This window comes from Pseudomonas sp. B329 (assembly GCF_023127835.1).
Taxonomy (GTDB): Bacteria; Pseudomonadota; Gammaproteobacteria; order Pseudomonadales; family Pseudomonadaceae; genus Aquipseudomonas; species Aquipseudomonas synxantha_A.
Genome location: NZ_SPKP01000022.1, coordinates 134,894 through 153,204 on the forward strand (window position 1 = coordinate 134,894; position 18,311 = coordinate 153,204).

The 18,311-nt window shown below is 59.4% G+C and carries 24 protein-coding genes; 6 read left to right on the top strand and 18 right to left on the bottom strand.

Annotation, left to right across the window (positions count from 1 at the left end):
- Positions 1 to 78: 78 nt before the first annotated feature.
- Genes E4P00_RS14015 through E4P00_RS14025 form a run of 3 tightly spaced genes read right to left on the bottom strand, consistent with a single transcriptional unit; the run spans position 79 to position 1,211 of the window.
- Entirely contained in the window at positions 79 to 699 is a 621-nt protein-coding gene (locus tag E4P00_RS14015) for an SOS response-associated peptidase (RefSeq protein ID WP_005784892.1), read from the bottom strand.
- A gap of 37 nt (positions 700 to 736) precedes the next feature.
- A complete protein-coding gene (locus E4P00_RS14020) occupies positions 737 to 997 on the bottom strand; it encodes a DUF2007 domain-containing protein (RefSeq protein WP_032877751.1) in 261 nt (86 codons plus the stop codon).
- Positions 998 to 1,028: 31 nt separating this feature from the next.
- Positions 1,029 to 1,211 (bottom strand): CPXCG motif-containing cysteine-rich protein, encoded by a 183-nt coding sequence (locus E4P00_RS14025; protein ID WP_032877753.1) that lies wholly within the window; start codon positions 1,209 to 1,211, stop codon positions 1,029 to 1,031.
- Between the two features lie 132 nt (positions 1,212 to 1,343).
- Between E4P00_RS14025 and E4P00_RS14030 the strand changes: the two genes are divergently transcribed.
- The gene (locus E4P00_RS14030; RefSeq protein WP_177464492.1) at positions 1,344 to 2,507 is read left to right on the top strand and encodes a 1-acyl-sn-glycerol-3-phosphate acyltransferase; all 1,164 of its coding nucleotides are present in this window, start codon (positions 1,344 to 1,346) and stop codon (positions 2,505 to 2,507) included.
- Between the two features lie 166 nt (positions 2,508 to 2,673).
- Here the strand turns inward: E4P00_RS14030 and E4P00_RS14035 are convergent, their stop codons facing one another.
- Positions 2,674 to 2,922: a hypothetical protein gene (locus E4P00_RS14035; protein WP_248131802.1), complete on the bottom strand. Its 249-nt coding sequence runs from the start codon at positions 2,920 to 2,922 to the stop codon at positions 2,674 to 2,676.
- A 182-nt stretch (positions 2,923 to 3,104) separates the two neighbouring features.
- On the opposite strand from E4P00_RS14035, the gene E4P00_RS14040 reads away from it, so the two are divergent.
- Positions 3,105 to 3,314 (top strand): hypothetical protein, encoded by a 210-nt coding sequence (locus E4P00_RS14040; RefSeq protein ID WP_005784881.1) that lies wholly within the window; start codon positions 3,105 to 3,107, stop codon positions 3,312 to 3,314.
- A 59-nt stretch (positions 3,315 to 3,373) separates the two neighbouring features.
- On the opposite strand, the gene E4P00_RS14045 is transcribed toward E4P00_RS14040, so the two are convergent.
- Positions 3,374 to 3,958 carry a YajG family lipoprotein gene (locus E4P00_RS14045; RefSeq protein ID WP_078820298.1) on the bottom strand — a complete coding sequence of 195 codons (585 nt, stop codon included), beginning with the start codon at positions 3,956 to 3,958 and terminating at the stop codon, positions 3,374 to 3,376.
- Positions 3,959 to 4,140: 182 nt separating this feature from the next.
- Here E4P00_RS14045 and E4P00_RS14050 point away from each other — a divergent pair, with 182 nt between their 5' ends.
- Together E4P00_RS14050 and mqo are read left to right on the top strand one after the other, a co-directional pair.
- Entirely contained in the window at positions 4,141 to 4,374 is a 234-nt protein-coding gene (locus E4P00_RS14050) for a hypothetical protein (protein ID WP_032877761.1), read from the top strand.
- A gap of 726 nt (positions 4,375 to 5,100) precedes the next feature.
- Positions 5,101 to 6,609 (top strand): malate dehydrogenase (quinone), encoded by a 1,509-nt coding sequence (gene mqo / locus E4P00_RS14055; protein WP_078820297.1) that lies wholly within the window; start codon positions 5,101 to 5,103, stop codon positions 6,607 to 6,609.
- 54 nt (positions 6,610 to 6,663) lie between these two features.
- On the opposite strand, the gene E4P00_RS14060 is transcribed toward mqo, so the two are convergent.
- The 3 genes from E4P00_RS14060 to E4P00_RS14070 form a co-directional block, all read right to left on the bottom strand.
- Positions 6,664 to 6,951, bottom strand: a complete 288-nt coding sequence (locus E4P00_RS14060) for a PA4642 family protein (protein ID WP_078820296.1) — start codon at positions 6,949 to 6,951, stop codon at positions 6,664 to 6,666.
- Positions 6,952 to 7,023: 72 nt separating this feature from the next.
- Positions 7,024 to 7,491 (bottom strand): WbuC family cupin fold metalloprotein, encoded by a 468-nt coding sequence (locus E4P00_RS14065; protein WP_032877765.1) that lies wholly within the window; start codon positions 7,489 to 7,491, stop codon positions 7,024 to 7,026.
- A 3-nt stretch (positions 7,492 to 7,494) separates the two neighbouring features.
- Positions 7,495 to 8,052: a hypoxanthine-guanine phosphoribosyltransferase gene (locus E4P00_RS14070; RefSeq protein WP_005784869.1), complete on the bottom strand. Its 558-nt coding sequence runs from the start codon at positions 8,050 to 8,052 to the stop codon at positions 7,495 to 7,497.
- A gap of 164 nt (positions 8,053 to 8,216) precedes the next feature.
- Here E4P00_RS14070 and upp point away from each other — a divergent pair, with 164 nt between their 5' ends.
- Both upp and E4P00_RS14080 read left to right on the top strand, forming a co-directional pair.
- On the top strand, positions 8,217 to 8,855 hold the full coding sequence (upp, locus tag E4P00_RS14075) for a uracil phosphoribosyltransferase (protein ID WP_003188608.1): 639 nt from the start codon (positions 8,217 to 8,219) through the stop codon (positions 8,853 to 8,855).
- A gap of 2 nt (positions 8,856 to 8,857) precedes the next feature.
- On the top strand, positions 8,858 to 10,132 hold the full coding sequence (locus E4P00_RS14080; RefSeq protein WP_005784866.1) for a uracil-xanthine permease family protein: 1,275 nt from the start codon (positions 8,858 to 8,860) through the stop codon (positions 10,130 to 10,132).
- Positions 10,133 to 10,262: 130 nt separating this feature from the next.
- Here the strand turns inward: E4P00_RS14080 and hisC are convergent, their stop codons facing one another.
- From hisC to E4P00_RS14130, 10 genes are all read right to left on the bottom strand, one after another.
- Entirely contained in the window at positions 10,263 to 11,315 is a 1,053-nt protein-coding gene (gene hisC, locus E4P00_RS14085; protein WP_078820295.1) for a histidinol-phosphate transaminase, read from the bottom strand.
- Positions 11,316 to 11,318: 3 nt separating this feature from the next.
- Entirely contained in the window at positions 11,319 to 12,635 is a 1,317-nt protein-coding gene (gene hisD / locus E4P00_RS14090; RefSeq protein ID WP_003188601.1) for a histidinol dehydrogenase, read from the bottom strand.
- Between the two features lie 128 nt (positions 12,636 to 12,763).
- A complete protein-coding gene (gene hisG, locus E4P00_RS14095; protein ID WP_003188599.1) occupies positions 12,764 to 13,399 on the bottom strand; it encodes an ATP phosphoribosyltransferase in 636 nt (211 codons plus the stop codon).
- A gap of 140 nt (positions 13,400 to 13,539) precedes the next feature.
- The gene (gene murA, locus E4P00_RS14100) at positions 13,540 to 14,805 is read right to left on the bottom strand and encodes a UDP-N-acetylglucosamine 1-carboxyvinyltransferase (RefSeq protein WP_032877771.1); all 1,266 of its coding nucleotides are present in this window, start codon (positions 14,803 to 14,805) and stop codon (positions 13,540 to 13,542) included.
- Positions 14,806 to 14,828: 23 nt separating this feature from the next.
- Positions 14,829 to 15,068, bottom strand: coding sequence for a BolA family protein (locus E4P00_RS14105; protein ID WP_003188597.1), 240 nt, complete (start codon positions 15,066 to 15,068; stop codon positions 14,829 to 14,831).
- Between the two features lie 115 nt (positions 15,069 to 15,183).
- Positions 15,184 to 15,489, bottom strand: coding sequence for an STAS domain-containing protein (locus tag E4P00_RS14110; protein WP_216090751.1), 306 nt, complete (start codon positions 15,487 to 15,489; stop codon positions 15,184 to 15,186).
- Complete coding sequence (locus E4P00_RS14115) at positions 15,486 to 16,133, bottom strand: ABC transporter substrate-binding protein (RefSeq protein WP_032877773.1); 648 nt, start codon at positions 16,131 to 16,133, stop codon at positions 15,486 to 15,488. The genes E4P00_RS14110 and E4P00_RS14115 overlap by 4 nt, the downstream gene beginning before the upstream one ends.
- Before the next feature lie 11 nt (positions 16,134 to 16,144).
- Positions 16,145 to 16,612 carry an outer membrane lipid asymmetry maintenance protein MlaD gene (gene mlaD, locus E4P00_RS14120; protein ID WP_005784855.1) on the bottom strand — a complete coding sequence of 156 codons (468 nt, stop codon included), beginning with the start codon at positions 16,610 to 16,612 and terminating at the stop codon, positions 16,145 to 16,147.
- Positions 16,612 to 17,409 carry a lipid asymmetry maintenance ABC transporter permease subunit MlaE gene (mlaE, locus tag E4P00_RS14125; RefSeq protein ID WP_005784853.1) on the bottom strand — a complete coding sequence of 266 codons (798 nt, stop codon included), beginning with the start codon at positions 17,407 to 17,409 and terminating at the stop codon, positions 16,612 to 16,614. The genes mlaD and mlaE overlap by 1 nt, the downstream gene beginning before the upstream one ends.
- Positions 17,409 to 18,218: an ATP-binding cassette domain-containing protein gene (locus tag E4P00_RS14130; RefSeq protein ID WP_005784851.1), complete on the bottom strand. Its 810-nt coding sequence runs from the start codon at positions 18,216 to 18,218 to the stop codon at positions 17,409 to 17,411. Before E4P00_RS14130 ends, mlaE begins: the two co-directional genes overlap by 1 nt.
- Positions 18,219 to 18,311: the final 93 nt, after the last annotated feature.

The following is an 18,311-nucleotide window of genomic DNA, read 5'->3' on the forward strand; positions in this document are numbered from 1 at the left end:
GTAGGCGGTCGTTTGTATTGGCGCCAGATACATCAGACATTTAACCGCTGAATTTCGGACACATCCCACAGTGCAGGCTCAAGCCGGGGTCAGACACTCCGGCCCATTGAGCTTGGGATCATTGACCATATTGGCCAACACGCGCTCACGTAAAGCGCTGGGCTCACCGGCCAGCAACCCTTGCAACACGTGCAGCGGCGTCTCGGGGTCGAGCCAGGCGGCTTGCCCCGCCGCATCAAGAATCAACGGCCGACGTTGGCTTTGCGCTGCCTGGGTGACCACGGCGGTGCTCAGCCACACCTGCTCCTGCACGGGATACGCTTCCCAGATCGCAGCAAAAAACAGGGTGGAGCCCTCCCCCGGCGTCAACCAATACGGGCGCTTGCGCTGGGTACCGCGCCATTCGTAGAAACCGTTGGCTGGCAACAGGCAGCGGCGCTGGCGGAATGCCTCGCGGAACATCGGTTGCTCGGCGAGCGTTTCGGCGCGGGCATGGGCCGGAGTACGGGAAAGATCCGTCAACCAAGGCGGCGTCAGCCCCCAACGGGCACGCGCCAGGGTGAGCTGGCCTTCGCTCAGGCGCTGGATCAGCACCGAATCATTGGGGGAAATGTTCCACTGGGCCTGCTGATCGGCGGGGAAGCCGGGCAAGGCAGCAAAGGCAGGGTTCCAGCGAAACAGGGCATAACGTCCACACATGGGGCAACACGACTCTTGGGGTAAACCGACCGACAGCCTAACAGACCAATACGTCGGGGAAGCTGTCGGGTTCGTCGCCGGGCAAGGGTTGCGCGCCGATATAGGCCGTGATCAGCTCGCGGGCGTACGCCGCCTGATCATTATCGACCTCCAGCCCCAGCAAACCGAAGATCGGCAACTCGCCGGTACCACCGAGCAAGTGGCGGCCCATCAAGTGCGCTTCGATGCCCTCACTGGCCAGCATCTGTTGCAACAGCTCGCCTTCCATCAGGTTTTCCGGCTCGTAGATTCGCTGCATGGGCGTACCTGTTATTCGTTTTCGCTACGCATCATTCATTTTCGCTGCGGGTTTCGAGCATCCACTCGTCACCATGCACTTGCAGGTTGAACGTGATCGGCCGGCAACACACCTGGCAGTCTTCTATATAGGTCTGGTCCCCGCCAGACAAATCCACTGTTGTCTCGACCACTTCGCCACAATAAGGACAATCGTACATCGCAGTTTCCAGCATCGCAGTCTCCAAGGTGACTTGTGCGTATAATCGCCGGTCTATTTACAGGGCTATTTCCGGCAGAGCCAGTTTACTCACGCCGCCCCTGCTATTTCCTTTACTTACCCTAGCCGTTTCTAACAAGAGAGCATGATGGGCGAATTCGATACCATCCGACCTTACAACGACAGCGAAGTCCCGGCAGTGCTGGCGCGTCTGTTCAGTGACAAGGCCTTTCTGGACATCCTGACCCACTTTCGCTTCCCGCGCTTTGCCGGCGCCCTGGGCTGGTTGCTCAAGCCGATGATCGCGCGCAAATTGCGCCGTGAGTTTGCCGGCGTCACCACCGTGGCGACGCTGCAAGACAAAGTCGAATACTACGTTGACCACACGATTGACCGGGCGACCGACGGCGTAACCTACACTGGCGTCGAGCAGCTCAAATCCGGCACCGCCTATCTGTTTCTGGCCAACCACCGCGACATCGTGATGGACCCGGCCTTCGTCAACTATGCCGTGTATCACGCCGGCCTGCCGACGCCACGCATCGCCATTGGTGACAACCTGCTGCAAAAGCCGTTTGTCAGCGACCTGATGCGCCTGAACAAGAGCTTCATCGTGCACCGTTCGATCACCGGGCGAAAGGAGAAGATGGCGGCCTACAACCTGCTGTCGGCCTATATCAACCATTCGATCCGCAACGACTGCCAGTCAATCTGGATCGCCCAGGCTGAAGGCCGGGCCAAGGATGGCGATGACCGTACCGAATCGGCGATTCTCAAGATGTTCCACGTCAGCCGCAAGGACGAGCCGTTTGCCGAGGTTATCCAGTCGTTGAACCTGACGCCGGTATCCATCAGCTACGAGTACGACCCTTGCGATGCCGCCAAGGCCCGCGAGCTGTATATCCGCGCCACCACCGGCACCTACACCAAGGCACCGGGCGAGGACGACGTGAGCATCGCCCTGGGTATCACCGGCTACAAGGGCCGCGTACATGTGAACTTTGCGCCGCCGATTACCGAGCGTTTCGAAGATACCAAGCTGCTGGCAGTGGAAATGGACCGGCAGATCCTCGGTGGCTACCGCTTGTTTCCGGTGCATTACCTGGCGTACGCACAGTGGGATGATGCCGATCCGCAGTTGCAAGTGCCTAAAGCGGCGGATGTATTCCCCGCCGATGAGCTGGCCAAGGCCAAGGCAGAATGGGAGCGACGCTTGAACGAATGCCCGGCCGAACACCGGCCTTATCTGGTGGTGCAGTATGCGACGCCGGTACGCAATCAATACCGAGTCAAGGCCGGGATCCCCCTGTAATATGTGACCCTACAGGGGATATGTGGCAGGCGCTGATTCTACGGGCAGTACATGGCCAGTGTGGGAGCTGGCTCGCCTGCGATAGCGGTGGTTCAGTTAAAGATTCAGTGGCTGATACACCGCCTTCGCGGGCAAGCCCGCTCCCACATTTGGTTTTGCAGTGGAATTAGAAATGGGTGCTGAGCCAGGAGGCGGCCAGAGCCAGGCTAAGGCAGCCGAACCCCACACGGTAAGCCTGACGATGCGCCCGTTCAGTGTGCGTTTCCAGAAAAAGCATCGGCTGATCAATCGCGCGCTCTTCGCTACGCATGGCGAGTTCGGCCATCGCACGTTGCGCGTGCAGGCGGGTGATGAACAGCACCAAGGCGCCCGAGCAGGCAACCAACAGGGCAACAGCATTGATGAGCAGCGCCATCGCAAACCTCGGCGAATCAGTATTCGGATATCAGTCCAGATACCAACCTGAACGATAGTCGCCTCCTGCGCCTTTAATGCTCCTTCTCCGTTGACGGCTAATGTATCCAGTAATTTACAGCGTCACCTGAACGTCACCTTAACAAGTCACTCTGTTGCCCTTCGATGCTTGAGGAGCTAGTCATGTTGCACGCGCAAAACCAGGATCGGCTGTATCTGATCGCCCCAAACGATGAGCAAGAGGCGCTGGTCGGCAGCCTTGCGTTCAACGTCCAGGATCGCCACTGGCTGGTGTATTGCGCCCTCGGCGGCCACCAACATGCGGACTTGCCGGAACTGGATTTGCTCACCGGCGTGAGTGTGCTGGACTTCTATGTCGATACGGCGGCATGACCAAACCACGGGCATAAAAAAACCGGGCTCATCACTGAGCCCGGTTTTTTGGGCACGGTTTATTGCGAACTGAGCAACTGGCCGATGCTTGGGTCCTTGAACAGGCGGGTCAGGGCATCGCTGAGCACATCGCTGACCAGCTTGGTGTTGGTTTCCTGGTTGGGCGACATGCCGAAGCGCTGGTTCAGCGATGCGGCGTAGCGGCCACTGTAGCGACGGGTACCGGCGCTGACATCAGACTTGAAGGTCGCACCGATGGAGGCTTCGGTCACATACAGCCCCTCTTTGGGCGACTGGTACTTCAGCTCGGCCAGGGTCACGGTCAGTTGCGGCACACCTGGCGAGTTGGTCGGTGTAAAGCCCAGCAAGCGCACAGCGGCTTCAGCCTGGGCCTGCAGCTTGGGCAGCACATCCTGGCCGGTCACCGAAATCAGCGCAGTCTCCGGATACAGGCCGCCACGCGAGCCCAGGGTTGGCGACGGACGACCGTCGACCACACGTACCGACACCGGCTGGCCATGACCTACCGCAGCCAACGGCGCGGTGACTTTAGGTTGCGGGCTGAGTTGTTGCGGGCTGTTGGCGCAGCCAACCAGGGTCAAACTGGTCACAGTGATCAAACCGAACAACAGGCGTTGCAACATACTCATTTCTCCAGGACTAGGTGCAGACAGGTCGCCAGTATAACGGTGCACGCACGCCACTCACCAGCAATCCTGAACGGTGGCTGAAGCCATGGGTAAATTACAAATTCGCATAAATTGGTCACCGCAGTGTCATGCCACACTGGCAATCTTCAAGCATGTAACACACCAGGTACACAGCCATGCGCCTTCTCAAGACACTGTTCATGTCACACGCCCGTCACCGCCACTTCGCCCTGCTCGACGCCCAGGGCCATTGCCAGGCATTCAAACAATGCAGCCTGCCGCCCGTCGGTGAAGGTTGGGTGGAAGTGACCGAGACTCATCTGGGCTGGATGCACCGCCCTCTGCCGGCCAGCGCCCGGGTCAAGCCGCAGGTTTTTCGCGCACAACACCGGCAAGCGTTGGCCTCCTGACCGGGACCCGAATAAAAGTCATAAAACACGCCCATTTCCCTGGCGTTCTTCGCTACAATCTCCCCCCGATTATAAGGACGTCTCCTGATCGGGCCCCGCAGCATCGTTAATGCCCAGGCATTAGCCCCAAAATCGCCCACAGAGAGCCGCCCACACAGATCAAGTGAAGCTGGCGTGCTTGCTGTTTCCTTTGCAAACCACCCCGCCTTTATCGGATCTGCCAGAGCTGCCATTGCGCTCGGCCACTTGTGTTGTTTGCCCGTTTTGCCGCATGTCGGCAGAGGTTTACGGGCCAGGTGCCAGGCTGGGGCAGCCCTTTTTTGAGGTTCACGTCTTCAAAAGAGCGTGAAAAAACGGGTTTTCACAACTTCACAAGAGTGTGGCGAGCAAATGAATAGTTTGGCGTTTGTACAAGCACCATCAGCGTCTGGGGCAGCCCAATTACACAGGATCGAGCCTTCCTCAAAAACCGGAGCTTGAGCCTGTCCGCTACGGATTGGTTGCACGAATCGCACGCTTTGACCATAAGTCGAATTGCCACAGGCGCCCATGAATGCGTTCATAGGCAGATTAGCCCGGCAGGAAGCGTGTGCTGAAGTTGCAAAGAATTGCGAAACGGACATGGCGATCCTGGCCATGGGTAACCTGGGGCAACACGTGAACCGCCCCGTCACTCCTGGCAGCCATGCCGTCAATTTGGTGCTGCAGATTTTGGAGACGCGTTAAATGGCGCATAACGAAGCAGTCGACGTAGTTCTGGTAGGGGCCGGCATCATGAGTGCCACCCTGGCCGTACTGCTCAAGGAGCTCGACCCCGGCCTCAAGCTGGAAGTCGTTGAGCTGATGGATTCGGGTGCCGCGGAGAGTTCCAACCCGTGGAACAACGCCGGTACCGGCCACGCCGGGCTGTGTGAGCTGAACTACACGCCACAGGCCGCCGATGGCTCCATCGACATCAAGAAAGCCGTGCACATCAACACCCAGTTCGAGGTGTCGAAACAGTTCTGGGCGTACCTGACCAAGAAGGGCACCTTCGGCTCGTCCAAGTCGTTCATCAGCCCGGTCCCGCACCTGAGCTTCGTGCAGGGCGACAAAGGCGTGTCCTTCCTCAAGAAACGCTTTGAGACCCTCAGCCAGCATCACGCGTTTTCGGACATGCACTACACCGAAGACCGCAGCGAAATGGCCGAGTGGATGCCGCTGATGATGCCGGGCCGCCCGCTTGACGAAAAAATCGCCGCGACCCGCGTGATGAACGGCACCGACGTCAACTTCGGCGCCCTGACCAATCAGTTGCTCAGCCACCTGACCAGTTCGCCTGATGCACAGGTCAAATACTGCAAGCGCGTCACCGGCCTCAAGCGTAACGGCGCCGGCTGGACCGTGAGCATCAAGGACGTCAACAGCGGCAACAGCCGCGAAGTGGACGCCAAGTTCGTGTTCCTCGGCGCCGGTGGTGCGGCCCTGCCGCTGCTGCAAGCCTCGGGCATCGAAGAAAGCAAAGGCTTCGGCGGTTTCCCGGTCAGTGGCCAGTGGCTGCGTTGCGACAACCCGGAAGTGGTCAAACAGCACCAGGCCAAGGTCTACAGCCAGGCTGCCGTGGGTTCACCGCCCATGTCCGTGCCGCACTTGGACACCCGCGTGGTGGATGGCAAGAAGTCCCTGTTGTTCGGGCCATACGCAGGCTTTACCACCAAGTTCCTCAAGCACGGCTCGTTCCTTGACCTGCCGATGTCGATTCGCGCCGGCAATATTGGCCCGATGCTGGCCGTGGCCCGTGACAACATGGACCTGACCAAGTACCTGGTCAGCGAAGTGCGCCAATCCATGGAGCAGCGCCTGGAATCCCTGCGTCGCTTCTACCCCGAGGCGAAAGCCGAAGACTGGCGCCTGGAAGTGGCCGGCCAGCGGGTGCAGATCATCAAGAAAGACCCGAAGAAAGGCGGCGTGCTGCAATTCGGCACCGAGCTGGTGGCGGCCAAGGACGGTTCGCTCGCGGCGCTGCTGGGCGCATCTCCGGGTGCCTCGGTGACCGTATCGATCATGCTGGAGCTGATTGAACGCTGCTTCCCGCAGAAGGCTGCCGGTGAATGGGCGAGCAAGCTGCACGAGATCTTCCCGGCGCGGGAAAAGGTCCTGGAGACGGATGCCGAGCTGTATCGCAAGATCAACACGCAGAACAACATCAGCCTTGAGCTGGTGGAGCCAAGCAACGAAGCCCAAAGCTACGCTTAAGGTTTGAATGCAAAAAAAAACGCCCCTCGGGGCGTTTTTTTGTGGCTCGGATAATCAGCCGCGGGCTTTTTCGATCAGCTCGATGTACTCGGCGGCGTTGCGCTGGTCCTTGATCAGGTCAACGAAGGTCTGGCCATGCTCGTCCTGGCCATCCAGGTCCAGGCCTGCTTCTTGGAAAAAGCCCAGGAAACGCTCGAAGTCGTCGATACGCAGGCCGCGATAGGCCTTGATCAGTTTGTGCAGGGACGGCGAAGTCGCATCAACCGGCTCGAAGTCCAGGAACAACTTGATTTGGTCGTCACCGATCTCGTCGCCAATCACCTGTTTCTTATCTTTACGCATTACCGACTCCAGCCTGCAGACATTTACACGGGGTTTGAAGTCTACCTGCGCGACGCAGGATGTGGGAGGGGCTCAATCGAACTGGGCAAGCATCCAGCGTTGGTAGTCAGCCACACCGGCATCACCTTCTCGCGGCGCCCAATCAGCCAGCTCCCCCTCACCCACCGGTCGATAAGGCCCGGCCTTGCATTCGAACATCACAGTGTCAGGCTCCAGCACCACCAGGCCATGGAATACGCCCGGCGGCAAGTCGACACCGGCGCACTTACCACCCGCCTGCATCACGCGCTTGGCAATCACTTCACCCGTTTCGGTGAATATCAGCAGACCCAGGGCCCCCTGAAGCACCAGCAAGGTCTCCGCCTTGTCGGCACTCAGGTGACGATGGGGCGGTACATATGTGCTCGGTTGCAGGGCCACAGCCAAGCGATGGCAAGGTTCTTCCATCTGATGGAAATTATGGTGATATCGGCCACGGGGGCTGGCGGCCGCTTTCTCGGCCAATTCGGCAAACAGGGTCTGATCAAGAAAGCGGGCCATCGATTACATTCCTTTAACGGCAAAGATGCCATTGGCGTTACGCCAGTAGCCTTTGTAGTCCATGCCATACCCGAAGATATAGCGGTCGACGCAAGGCAGCCCAACAAAATCGGCTTTCAATTCAGGGCGGGCCTTGCGGTCGTGGTCTTTATCGATCAACACAGCGGTATGCACTTTGCGCGCGCCGGCATGTTTGCAGAAATCGATGATCGCGCCCAGGGTATGACCTTCATCGAGGATGTCATCGATGATCAGCACATCGCGGTCAATGAACGAAACTTCCGGCTTGGCCTTCCAGAACAGATCGCCGCCGCTGGTTTCGTTGCGATAACGGGTGGCGTGCAGGTAAGAGGCTTCCAGTGGGAATTGCAGGTGGGTGAGCAATTTACCGGCGAAGATCAGGCCACCGTTCATCACACAAAAGACCACCGGGTTGGTGTCGGCCATTTCGCGGGTGATGTGCTCGCCGACCTTGGCGATTGCTGCTTCGACCTGCGCTTCGGTGTACAGGCAGTCAGCCTCGTGCATGATTTGACGGATATGCTCGAGATCAGCAGACATGGCGCTCTCCAAGGGGGTGCTGTGGCAAGAAAAGCGGGCGAAGGTACGCTTCTCGTGCGCTCCAATCAAGCCTTTATGGACTAACGTACTTGATGTCTATAGGACAACACTCTCGGATAGATTAATCTAGGCCGGTTTTTTTGCCCGCCGCCGGAGCCTTTCCCATGCCCACTCGCGAGATCCGCCACCCGCTGATCCGACACAAACTCGGCCTTATGCGCCGTGCCGACATTAGCACGAAGAATTTCCGTGAGCTTGCTCAGGAAGTCGGAGCGCTGCTGACTTACGAAGCCACCAAGGATTTACCCCTGGAAACCTACGAGATCCCCGGTTGGGCCGGTCCCGTACAAGTGGAAAAAATCGCCGGTAAGAAAATTACCGTCGTCCCTATCCTGCGCGCCGGTATCGGCATGCTCGAAGGTGTACTCAGCCTGATCCCGGGCGCCAAGGTCAGCGCCGTGGGCGTTGCCCGCAATGAAGAAACACTGCAGGCCCACACCTACCTGGAGAAGCTCGTTCCGGAAATCAACGAGCGCCTGGCCATGATCATCGACCCGATGCTCGCCACCGGTAGCTCCATGGTCGCGACCATCGACCTGCTGAAAAAAGCCGGCTGCCGGGACATCCGTGCCATGGTGCTGGTGGCCGCGCCCGAAGGCATCGCCGCCGTCGAGAAAGCCCATCCGGATGTGCAGATCTACACCGCATCCATTGATGAGCGCCTGAATGAACACGGCTACATCATCCCAGGCCTTGGCGATGCCGGTGACAAGATCTTCGGCACCAAGCAGAAGGACGCGTGAACATGCAGGATGAATTCAACGACCCGCTTTGGCGCCAGATCCTGTCTGGCGCACAGATGCTCTTCGTAGCATTTGGCGCGCTGGTGTTGATGCCGCTGATCACAGGTCTTGATCCAAACGTCGCACTGTTCACCGCCGGCCTGGGCACATTGCTGTTCCAGGTGGTGACAGGGCGGCAGGTGCCGGTATTTTTGGCATCGAGCTTCGCGTTTATCACCCCGATCATCCTCGCCAAAGGCCAATTCGGCCTGGCGGCGACCATGGGCGGGGTGATGGCGGCCGGTTTCGTCTATACGTTCCTGGGCCTGGCCGTGAAGGTCAAGGGCACCGGCTTTATCGATCGGCTGCTGCCACCGGTGGTCATCGGCCCGGTGATCATCTCGATCGGCCTGGCCATGGCGCCGATTGCCGCCAATATGGCCATGGGCAAGTCCGGCGACGGAGCCGAGTTGATCCATTACCAGACGGCGATGCTGATCTCGATGCCCGCGCTGCTGACCACCTTGATCGTGGCCGTGTTCGGCAAAGGTATTTTCCGCCTGGTGCCGATCATCTCCGGCGTGCTGGTGGGCTTTGCCATGTCGTTCTATTTTGGCGTGGTCGACACCGCAAAGATCGCGGCTGCGCCGTGGTTCGCCCTGCCCCACTTTACCGCGCCGGAGTTCAACTGGCAGGCGATCCTGTTTATCGTCCCGGTGGCCCTGGCCCCGGCGATCGAACATATCGGCGGTGTGATTGCGGTGGGCAGCGTGACCGGTCGCGACTACCTGAAAAAGCCCGGCCTGCACCGCACCTTGCTGGGTGACGGTATCGCCACTACGGCTGCCGGCATGTTTGGCGGCCCGCCGAACACCACCTACGCCGAGGTGACCGGCGCAGTGATGCTGACCAAGAACTACAACCCGAAAATCATGACCTGGGCGGCAGTGTTTGCCATCAGCCTGGCGTTTATCGGAAAGTTCGGCGCACTGCTGCAGAGCATCCCCGTGCCAGTGATGGGCGGGATTCTGTGCCTGCTGTTCGGCTCGATTGCCGCGGTGGGGATGAACACGCTGATTCGCCACAGGATCGACCTGGGTGAAGCACGCAACCTGGTGATTGTGTCGGTAACCCTGGTATTCGGGATTGGCGGTGTGCTGGTCGGCACCGGCACCGGCCCGGACGATTTCGGCCTCAAGGGCATCGCCCTGTGTGCCGTGGTGGCGATTGGTTTGAACCTGTTGCTGCCGGGCAATGATGGCTGGAAGAACAAGAAGCCGGATGAGCCGCTGATCTAACCATCGACACAAAACCAATGTGGGAGGGGGCTTGCTCCCGATGGCAGTGTCTCAGTCAATACAACTGTTGACTGACACTCCGCTATCGGGAGCAAGCCCCCTCCCACATTTTTTTGATTTTCAGTGTGGCTTAGAGCTCGCCGAGCCCATCAATCAGCGCCTGGTTCTGCTCAGGCGTACCGATACTGATCCGCAGGAACTGGGCAATCCGCTCCTGCTTGAAGTGCCGCACGATAACCCCCTGCTCACGCAACTTGGCTGCCAATCCAGCAGCGTCATGCCGTGGGTGGCGCGCAAAGATGAAGTTCGCCGCCGAGGGCAACACTTCAAACCCTTTGCCTTCCAGTTGCGCGACCACCTTGTTGCGGCTGTCGATCACCATCTGGCAGGTCTGCTCGAAGTATTCACGGTCTTCGAACGCCGCCGCCGCGCCAACAATCGCCAGGCGATCCAGCGGGTAGGAGTTGAAGCTGTTCTTGACCCGCTCCAGCGCCTCGATCAGGTCCGGATGACCCACGGCCAGGCCCACACGCAAACCGGCCAGTGAGCGCGATTTGGACAGGGTCTGGGTCACCAGCAGGTTCGGGTAACGGTCCACCAGGCTGATGGCGGTTTCGCCACCGAAGTCGATGTAGGCTTCGTCGACCACCACCACCGAATCCGGGCTGGCCTTGAGGATCTGCTCCACCGCATCCAGCGCCAGTACGCAGCCGGTGGGTGCGTTAGGGTTGGGGAAGATGATCCCGCCGTTGGGCCTGGCATAGTCAGATGCGCGAATCTGGAACTGCTCGTCCAACGCCAGCGCGTCGTACTTGATGCCGTAGAGGCCGCAATAGACGGGGTAAAAGCTGTAGCTGATATCCGGGAACAGCAGTGGCAGATCGTGCTGGAACAGGCCATGAAAGATGTGCGCCAGGACTTCATCGGAACCGTTGCCCAGGAATACCTTCCCGGCGTCGATTCCGTAATACCTGGCCACTGCCTGTTTAAGCAGGTCGCTGTTGGGGTCCGGGTACAGGCGCAAGTTGTCGTTCAACTCGGCCTGCATCGCTGCCAATGCCTTGGGCGATGGGCCGTATGGGTTTTCGTTGGTGTTGAGCTTGACCAGCTTGGTCAGCTTCGGTTGCTCACCGGGTACGTAAGGCACAAGGTCCTTGACGAAAGGGCTCCAGAATTTGCTCATGCCTTACTCTCCCTTGACGATGCGGTATTCAGCGCTGCGTGCGTGAGCGCTGAGGGATTCACCACGGGCCAGCACCGAGGCAGTCTTGCCCAGCTCGGAAGCACCTTGTGGCGAGCAGAAGATAATCGACGAACGCTTCTGGAAGTCGTACACCCCCAGCGGCGATGAAAAACGCGCAGTGCCGGAGGTCGGCAACACGTGGTTAGGCCCGGCGCAGTAGTCGCCCAGGGCTTCGCTGGTGTGACGCCCCATGAAGATCGCACCGGCGTGACGAATCGACGGCAACCAGGCTTGCGGGTCCGCTACGGACAGCTCCAGGTGTTCCGGCGCGATGCGGTTGGCCACTTCGATGGCTTGCTCCATATCACGCACCAGAATCAGTGCGCCGCGGCCATTGATCGACTTCTCGATGATTTCGGCACGCTCCATGGTCGGCAGCAGCTTATTGATGCTGGCGGCGACCTTGTCGAGGAACTCGGCATCGGGGCTGACCAGGATCGCCTGGGCATCTTCGTCGTGCTCAGCCTGGGAGAACAGGTCCATGGCGATCCAGTCCGGATCGGTCTGGCCGTCACACACCACCAGAATTTCCGAAGGGCCGGCGATCATGTCGATGCCGACCTGGCCGAACACATGGCGCTTGGCGGTGGCGACGTAGATGTTGCCTGGGCCAACAACCTTGTCGACCTTCGGCACGCTTTCGGTGCCATAGGCCAAGGCCGCGACGGCCTGGGCGCCACCGATGGTGAACACGCGGTCGACACCCGCGATGCAGGCGGCAGCCAGCACCAGCTCGTTGATTTCACCACGAGGGGTCGGCACCACCATGACCACTTCAGTGACGCCCGCCACTTTGGCCGGAATCGCGTTCATTAACACGGACGACGGATAAGAGGCTTTACCGCCCGGCACGTAAAGGCCGGCACGGTCCAACGGCGTGACCTTCTGGCCCAGTACGGTGCCATCGGCTTCGGTGTAGCTCCAGGAGTCCTGCTTCTGCTTTTCGTGGTAGCTGCGTACCCGCGCCGCTGCGACTTCCAGGGCTTCGCGCTGGGGCGCGGTGATACGCGTCAGGGCCAGCTCAAGGCGCTCGCGGGGCAGGATCAGGTCCGCCATCGACTTGACGTCCAGGCCGTCGAACTGACGGGTGAAGTCCACCAGCGCCGCATCACCGCGCTCGCGCACGGCCTTGATAATGTCGAGCACCCGCTGGTTGACCGAATCGTCGGACACGCTTTCCCAGCTCAGCAGATGATCCAGATGATGGGCGAAATCCGGGTCGGCAGCGTTGAGTCGGGCAATTGCAGTGGACGTGGTCATAGCGAGGGCCTCAATAGAATTGGCAAAAACTCAGGCGCCCTAAACTAGCAGTCGTTTCCGCTTGGGCACCTGAGAATTCTGGCTATGAGGCGGATAGACGGGCGCAGCCTTTGGGCTACGCGGGTGAGTCAACCGCGGTGTCGAGACTCCACTGCCTTGCGCAGGGTGTCGATCAACGCCTGGATACGGGCGTGTTGCATCTTCATCGAAGCTTTGTTGACGATCAGGCGAGAGCTGATGTCGGCGATGAAATCCTGTGGCTCCAAACCGTTGGCGCGCAGGGTGTTGCCGGTGTCGACCACGTCGATGATCTTGTCGGCCAGGCCGATCAGCGGTGCCAGCTCCATCGAGCCGTAGAGCTTGATGATATCGACCTGGCGGCCCTGTTCGGCGTAGTAGCGCTTGGCGACGTTGACGAACTTGGTCGCCACTCGCAGACGGCCCTTGGGCTCGACATCACCGACACGGCCAGCGGTCATCAACTTGCACAGCGCGATACGCAGGTCCAGTGGCTCATATAAGCCCTGGCCACCGTATTCCATCAGCACATCCTTACCCGCGACACCGAGGTCGGCGGCACCATGTTCAACGTAGGTCGGCACGTCGGTAGCCCGCACGATCAGCAGGCGAACATCGTCCTGGGTCGTGGGGATGATCAGCTTGCGGCTCTTGTCCGGATTCTCGGTCGGCACGATGCCCGCTTCAGCCAGAAGCGGCAACGTGTCGTCAAGGATGCGGCCCTTGGACAGTGCGATGGTCAACATGGGAACGTCAGTCCTTCATCAGGCTATTGCTGTCCGGTCACAAACAGTGCCAGACACAGATCAAGGCCATGACAGCCTCGATTTGAAACAAACCAGTGTGTAGGAGCGAGCTTGCTCACCCCTACAGGGCAGTGGGGGGGTTAGCCCGGTACGCGGCGGATTTTAGCGCCGAGCATCTGCAGTTTTTCTTCGATGCACTCGTAGCCACGGTCTATGTGGTAGATGCGGTCGATCAGGGTGTCGCCTTCGGCGCACAGTGCCGAGATTACCAGGCTGGCGGAAGCACGCAGGTCGGTAGCCATTACTGGCGCGCCCTTGAGCTTGTCGATGCCGGTGACGATGGCCGTGTTGCCTTCGACCTGGATCTTGGCGCCCATGCGGTGCAGTTCGTACACGTGCATGAAGCGGTTTTCGAAGATGGTCTCGATCACGGCACCGGTGCCTTCGGCAATGGCGTTCAGGGAGATGAACTGCGCTTGCATGTCGGTCGGGAACGCCGGGTATGGAGCGGTACGCACGTTGACGGCTTTTGGCCGCTTGCCGTGCATGTTCAGCTCGATCCAGTCTTCGCCGGTGGTGATCTCTGCGCCGGCTTCCTTGAGTTTTTCCAGGACGGCTTCAAGGATGGTCGGATCGGTGTCCTTGACCTTCACGCGGCCACCGGTCACGGCAGCGGCAACCAGGTAGGTACCGGTCTCGATGCGGTCAGGCATGACTTTGTAGGTGGCGGTGTGCAGACGCTTTACACCATCAATAGTGATGGTGTCAGTGCCAGCACCGGAAACCTTCGCGCCCATGGCGTTCAGGAAATTGGCCAGGTCGACCACTTCCGGCTCACGCGCAGCGTTTTGCAGCACGCTGCGGCCGTTGGCCAAAGCAGCGGCCATCATGATGTTTTCGGTACCGGTCACACTGACGGTATCAAAGAAGAAGTTCGCGCCACGCAGGCCGCCTTCCGGCGCCTTGGCCTTGATGTAGCCGCCTTCGACGTCGATGACTGCGCCCATGGCCTCAAGGCCACGGATGTGCAGGTCGACCGGACGCGAACCAATGGCGCAACCGCCAGGCAAGGCCACCTCGGCTTCGCCGAAACGAGCAACCATCGGGCCCAGCACCAGGATCGACGCGCGCATGGTTTTCACCAGTTCGTACGGGGCGATCAGGGTCTTGATGGTGCGCGGGTCGATTTCGACGGCCAGCTTCTCGTCGATCACCGGCTCAATGCCCATGCGGCCGAACAGCTCGATCATGGTGGTAATGTCGTGCAGGTGCGGCAGGTTGGCTACAGTCACCGGGCCATCGCACAGCAGGGTCGCTGCCAGGATCGGCAAGGCGGAGTTTTTCGCACCGGAAATGCGGATCTCGCCATCGAGGCGGGCACCGCCGGTAATAATCAATTTATCCATAAGAATCTCGACGCCTTGGGGGCTCAGGTGCGCTCGGCCCAGGCCGCGCGGCTGAAAAATTTCATAGTGACCGCATGGATGCTGCCATCGGTGATCCATGGGTTCAAATGGGCATAGATCTGCTGCTGACGCTTGACCGGGCTCAATGCCGCCAGTTCATCGCTAATCACGTTCAGCTGGAAATTGCAGCCTTCGCCTTCAACTTCAACAGTCGTTTCCGGCAGCTTTCCTTCAAGGAAGCTCTTAACTTCTAGGGCCTGCATGCTCAACCTCTATCGGCGCCCAGTGCGCACGGGTCGCACATCATACAAAAAAGCCCCGCGCCTGCGAACCCCGCATAGCAGGACTCTGACGGGGGGCTTTTCTGATAAATGTGTATTAAGGGTGTGCCAACAGCTCGGTCAGGCCGGAAACCTCGGCAATCTCGCGCATGTCCTCAGGCAAGGCACGGATACTGAGCGGCTTTTTTGCCGCTTCGGCATCGCGCATGAAGCACAGCAGCAACGACAGGCCGACACTGCTGGACTTGGTCACCGCCGAGCAATCGAGTACCACTTCGGGCGCCTTGCTGGCCTTGATCAGCGCCTGGCCCTGCTTGCGCAGGTCAGGCCCGGTACGGTAATCGAGCACGCCGCTGAGCAACAGCTCGCCGGCGTCGCCGATACGAACAGCCGCCTCGGTCATTGCGCAGGCTTCCCGGCAGCTTTGTCGGTCTCTTCCTTGGCCTTGGCCACTTCACCGGCCCAACCATTGATGGTCTTGTCCAGGTTATTGCCATTGCGCTGCATCGCATCGGCGAACTGGTCACGGAACAGCTTGCCGATGTTGATGCCGTTGATGACCACGTTGCGCAGCTTCCATTCACCGTTGATTTTCGTCAGGGTGTAGGACACCGGATAGATCGCGCCATTGCTGCCCGAGACTTTCATCCCGACCTCGGCACGGTCGCCCGACTCCTCCCTGGCAGGGTCAACGACGATACCCTGGTTGTTGTATTCCAGCAGCGCGTTGCCGTAAAACTGGAACAGACCACGCTTGAAGTTTTCCTGGAACGTCTGCATCTGCGCCGGGGTTGCCTTGCGCGAATACTTGACCGTCATGATGCTTTTGGAAATACCTTCGGCATCGACCACCGGGCCAACAATCGTGTTGAGTGCTTCGTAGAACCTGGAAGGGTCTTGCTTGTACTGCTCTTTGTTGGCCTTCAGGTCGGCCAGCATCCTGCTGGTCGTGTCCTGCACCAAATCGTGCGCAGAACCTGCCGCGTTGGCCATCAGCGGCAACGCTGCAAGCAGTACCAGCAGGCCACGTCGCAAGGTAGAGATCATGAACAGATTCCTCATTTAGCGTCTTTATTGACCGTATTGAGCAGGAATTTACCGATCAGGTCTTCAAGTACCAACGACGACTGTGTGTCGTGGATTGTAGAGCCATCCTTGAGCAAGGCTGTTTCCCCGCCCACGCTGACACCGATGTATTTCTCGCCCAGTAGCCCCGCAGTGAGGATAGATGCCGTGGAGTCGGTCGGCAGGTTATCTACCTTCTTGTCCACCTGCATGGTCACTCGCCCGGTGAAGCTGTCGCGGTCCAGATCGATTGCCGTGACCTTGCCGATGGTAACGCCGGCCATGGTCACTTTGGCTCTGACCGTCAAACCGGCGATATTGTCGAAATACGCGTAAAGTTTATAGGTATCGGCGGTGGGGCTGGCCGACAGGCCGCTGACTCGCAGGGCCAACAACAGTAAAGCCAGGATGCCAGCCAGCAAGAAAAGGCCGACACCGATCTCCACAGTGCGGTTTTGCATCAGAAATCTCCAAACATCAAGGCGGTCAAAATGAAGTCAAGGCCCAGTACCGCCAGCGAGGCGTACACAACGGTCTTGGTAGTGGCACGACTGATCCCTTCTGAGGTGGGCTCGCAGTCATAGCCTTGGAATACGGCAATCCACGTCACCACAAAGGCAAAGACAATGCTCTTTATGATGCCGTTGAGCACGTCACCGGTGAAGGTCACGCTGTTTTGCATGTTGGCCCAGTAGGAACCGTCATAGACGCCCAACCAGTCAACCGCCACCCACGAACCGCCCCAGATACCCACCACGCTGAAAATCATCGCCAGCAATGGCAGGGAAATAAAGCCGGCCCACAGGCGCGGGGCAACAATGTACTTGAGCGGGTCCACACCGATCATTTCCAGGCTGGACAGTTGCTCGGTGGACTTCATGTTGCCGATTTCGGCGGTCAGCGCCGAACCTGCACGCCCCGCGAACAGCAAGGCAGTGACCACCGGGCCGAGCTCACGCAGCAGGGTCAAGGCCACCATCTGGCCTACCGCCTGCTCCGAGCCGTAGCTGGACAGGATGTTGAAGCCCTGCAGCGCCAGCACCATGCCGATGAACACCCCGGAGACCACAATGATCACCAGGGACATCACACCCACTGCGTGCAGCTGCTTGAGCAGCAGGCCGAAGCCCCCGCCGATGCCACCGCGGCCCAGCAAGGCGTGGAACAGGAAAATGGTCGAACGCCCCAGGACTTCGATGATGTCGATGCCCGAGCGACCGAAAAGGCGAACCTTTTCGATAAGAGATGTCTTGCGCATCAGCGCTTCCCCAGAAGATCTGAGCGGTAGTCCGCTGCCGGAAAGTGAAAAGGCACCGGGCCATCGGGATCGCCGGTCATGAATTGGCGGATACGCGGGTTATCGGCGTTCATCAGCTCTTCAGGCGTACCCTGCCCCAGCACCTGGCCATCACCCACTACGTACAGGTAGTCGGCGATGCTCGCGGTTTCGGCCAGATCGTGGGAGACCACAATGCTGGTGATACCCAATGCATCATTGAGCAGGCGGATCAGACGCACCAGCACACCCATGGCGATCGGGTCCTGCCCCACGAATGGCTCGTCGTACATAAGGATCTGCGGGTCGAGGGCAATGGCCCGCGCCAGGGCGACACGGCGCTTCATACCGCCGGACAATTCGTCCGGCATCAGGTCGATGGCACCGCGAAGGCCAACGGCCTGCAGCTTCAGCAACACAATGTCACGAATCATTTCATCGGACAGCTGGGTATGCACCCGCAGCGGGAAGGCTACGTTTTCGAAAACATCGAGGTCGGTAAACAGCGCACCGCTCTGGAACAGCACGCCCATATGCTTGCGCGCATCGAACAGATCGCTGCGCGACAGCGTCGGCAGGTTCTGGCCGTTGACCCACACTTCGCCGGCACTGGGGCGCAATTGCATGCCCATCAGGCGTAACAGGGTGGTCTTGCCGCAACCGGAAGGCCCCATGATGCCCGTGACCTTGCCGCGAGGAATGCGAATATCGACGTTATTGAAGATGCTGCGCGAACCGCGCTTGAAGGTAAGGCCCTTCAGCTCGACCGCGTAGGCGTTATCGGCACTCATCTAATCTCCTTGGGATGCAGCCTTTCACTCAGACACCATGTGTGCGACTTTGGTTTGCAACGGATGCGCAATAATTAGGCACATGGGTTAGGC

Coding starts and splice junctions, on each gene's coding strand:
- E4P00_RS14015 (WP_005784892.1), bottom strand. CDS start 699: ATGTGTGGACGTTATGCCCTGTTTCGCTGGAACCCTGCCTTTGCTGCC.
- E4P00_RS14020 (WP_032877751.1), bottom strand. CDS start 997: ATGCAGCGAATCTACGAGCCGGAAAACCTGATGGAAGGCGAGCTGTTG.
- E4P00_RS14025 (WP_032877753.1), bottom strand. CDS start 1,211: ATGCTGGAAACTGCGATGTACGATTGTCCTTATTGTGGCGAAGTGGTC.
- E4P00_RS14030 (WP_177464492.1), top strand. CDS start 1,344: ATGGGCGAATTCGATACCATCCGACCTTACAACGACAGCGAAGTCCCG.
- E4P00_RS14035 (WP_248131802.1), bottom strand. CDS start 2,922: ATGGCGCTGCTCATCAATGCTGTTGCCCTGTTGGTTGCCTGCTCGGGC.
- E4P00_RS14040 (WP_005784881.1), top strand. CDS start 3,105: ATGTTGCACGCGCAAAACCAGGATCGGCTGTATCTGATCGCCCCAAAC.
- E4P00_RS14045 (WP_078820298.1), bottom strand. CDS start 3,958: ATGTTGCAACGCCTGTTGTTCGGTTTGATCACTGTGACCAGTTTGACC.
- E4P00_RS14050 (WP_032877761.1), top strand. CDS start 4,141: ATGCGCCTTCTCAAGACACTGTTCATGTCACACGCCCGTCACCGCCAC.
- mqo (WP_078820297.1), top strand. CDS start 5,101: ATGGCGCATAACGAAGCAGTCGACGTAGTTCTGGTAGGGGCCGGCATC.
- E4P00_RS14060 (WP_078820296.1), bottom strand. CDS start 6,951: ATGCGTAAAGATAAGAAACAGGTGATTGGCGACGAGATCGGTGACGAC.
- E4P00_RS14065 (WP_032877765.1), bottom strand. CDS start 7,491: ATGGCCCGCTTTCTTGATCAGACCCTGTTTGCCGAATTGGCCGAGAAA.
- E4P00_RS14070 (WP_005784869.1), bottom strand. CDS start 8,052: ATGTCTGCTGATCTCGAGCATATCCGTCAAATCATGCACGAGGCTGAC.
- upp (WP_003188608.1), top strand. CDS start 8,217: ATGCCCACTCGCGAGATCCGCCACCCGCTGATCCGACACAAACTCGGC.
- E4P00_RS14080 (WP_005784866.1), top strand. CDS start 8,858: ATGCAGGATGAATTCAACGACCCGCTTTGGCGCCAGATCCTGTCTGGC.
- hisC (WP_078820295.1), bottom strand. CDS start 11,315: ATGAGCAAATTCTGGAGCCCTTTCGTCAAGGACCTTGTGCCTTACGTA.
- hisD (WP_003188601.1), bottom strand. CDS start 12,635: ATGACCACGTCCACTGCAATTGCCCGACTCAACGCTGCCGACCCGGAT.
- hisG (WP_003188599.1), bottom strand. CDS start 13,399: ATGTTGACCATCGCACTGTCCAAGGGCCGCATCCTTGACGACACGTTG.
- murA (WP_032877771.1), bottom strand. CDS start 14,805: ATGGATAAATTGATTATTACCGGCGGTGCCCGCCTCGATGGCGAGATC.
- E4P00_RS14105 (WP_003188597.1), bottom strand. CDS start 15,068: ATGCAGGCCCTAGAAGTTAAGAGCTTCCTTGAAGGAAAGCTGCCGGAA.
- E4P00_RS14110 (WP_216090751.1), bottom strand. CDS start 15,489: ATGACCGAGGCGGCTGTTCGTATCGGCGACGCCGGCGAGCTGTTGCTC.
- E4P00_RS14115 (WP_032877773.1), bottom strand. CDS start 16,133: ATGATCTCTACCTTGCGACGTGGCCTGCTGGTACTGCTTGCAGCGTTG.
- mlaD (WP_005784855.1), bottom strand. CDS start 16,612: ATGCAAAACCGCACTGTGGAGATCGGTGTCGGCCTTTTCTTGCTGGCT.
- mlaE (WP_005784853.1), bottom strand. CDS start 17,409: ATGCGCAAGACATCTCTTATCGAAAAGGTTCGCCTTTTCGGTCGCTCG.
- E4P00_RS14130 (WP_005784851.1), bottom strand. CDS start 18,218: ATGAGTGCCGATAACGCCTACGCGGTCGAGCTGAAGGGCCTTACCTTC.